The sequence below is a fragment of the Psychromonas algicola genome (assembly GCF_004378355.1).
Taxonomy (GTDB): Bacteria; Pseudomonadota; Gammaproteobacteria; order Enterobacterales; family Psychromonadaceae; genus Psychromonas.
Genome location: NZ_SNUB01000062.1, coordinates 1 through 1,391 on the forward strand (window position 1 = coordinate 1; position 1,391 = coordinate 1,391).

At 48.0% G+C, this 1,391-nt stretch carries 1 protein-coding gene; it reads left to right on the forward strand.

All coding sequences use genetic code 11. The features are described from left to right. The coding region (locus tag E2R67_RS16310) for a tandem-95 repeat protein (protein WP_134292005.1) at positions 1-1,391 on the forward strand (1,391 nt) is incomplete at both ends.

Consider the following 1,391-nt stretch of genomic DNA (forward strand, 5'->3'; position numbering starts at 1 on the left):
GCACACAAACGATCACAGTAAGCGTCACGGAAGTGAACGATGCGCCTGTGATTGATGTCGTGAGCACAACAGTTACAGAAGATACCGCGACTATCGTGGCGACAGCAAGCGATGTTGATGGCACGATTGATGCGAATACTATTACAGCGACCAACGGTACGGCCGTATTAGACGCGAACGGCAATATTACTTACACGCCTAACGAGAACTTCGTGGGTGAAGATTCTATTTCAGTTTCAGTGACCGATAACGATGGTGCCACTAGTACACAAACGATCACAGTGAACGTTACGGAAGTGAACGATGCGCCTGTGATTGATGTCGTTAGCACAACGATTACAGAAGATACCGCGACTATCGTGGCGACAGCAAGCGATGTGGATGGCACGATTGATGCGAATACTATTACAGCAACCAACGGTACGGCTGTATTAGACGCGAACGGTAATATCACGTACACACCAGATGCCAACTTCGTCGGTGAAGATTCGATTTCAGTCTCGGTGACCGATAACGATGGTGCAATTAGCACACAAACGATCACAGTGAACGTTACGGAAGTGAACGATGCGCCTGTGATTGATGTCGTGAGCACAACGATTACAGAAGATACCGCGACTATCGTGGCAACGGCTTCAGATGTTGATGGGACGATCACTGAGAGTAGCTTAAGTGCTGACAATGGTAGCGTTAGTTTAGATGCGAACGGTAATATTACTTATACACCAGATGCCAACTTCGTCGGTGAAGATTCGATTTCAGTTTCAGTGACCGATAACGATGGTGCCACTAGTACTCAAACGATCACAGTGAACGTTACGGAAGTGAACGATGCGCCTGTGATTGACGTAGTCAGCACAACGGTTACAGAAGATACCGCGACTATCGTGGCGACAGCGACCGATGTTGATGGGACGATTGATGCGAATACTATTACTGCGACCAACGGTACGGCTGTATTAGACGCGAACGGCAATATTACTTACACGCCTAACGAGAACTTCGTGGGTGAAGATTCGATTTCAGTCTCAGTGACAGATAACGATGGTGCCACTAGCACACAAACGATCACAGTGAACGTTACGGAAGTGAACGATGCGCCTGTGATTGATGTCGTCAGCACAACAGTTACAGAAGATACCGCGACTATCGTGTCAACGGCTTCAGATGTGGATGGCACGATCACTGAGAGTAGCTTAAGTGCTGACAATGGTAGCGTTAGTTTAGATGCGAACGGTAATATCACGTACACACCAGATGCAAACTTCGCCGGTGAAGATTCGATTTCAGTCTCGGTGACCGATAACGATGGGGCAACTAGCACACAAACGATCACAGTAAGCGTCACGGAAGTGAACGATGCGCCTGTGATTGATGTCGTGAGCACAACA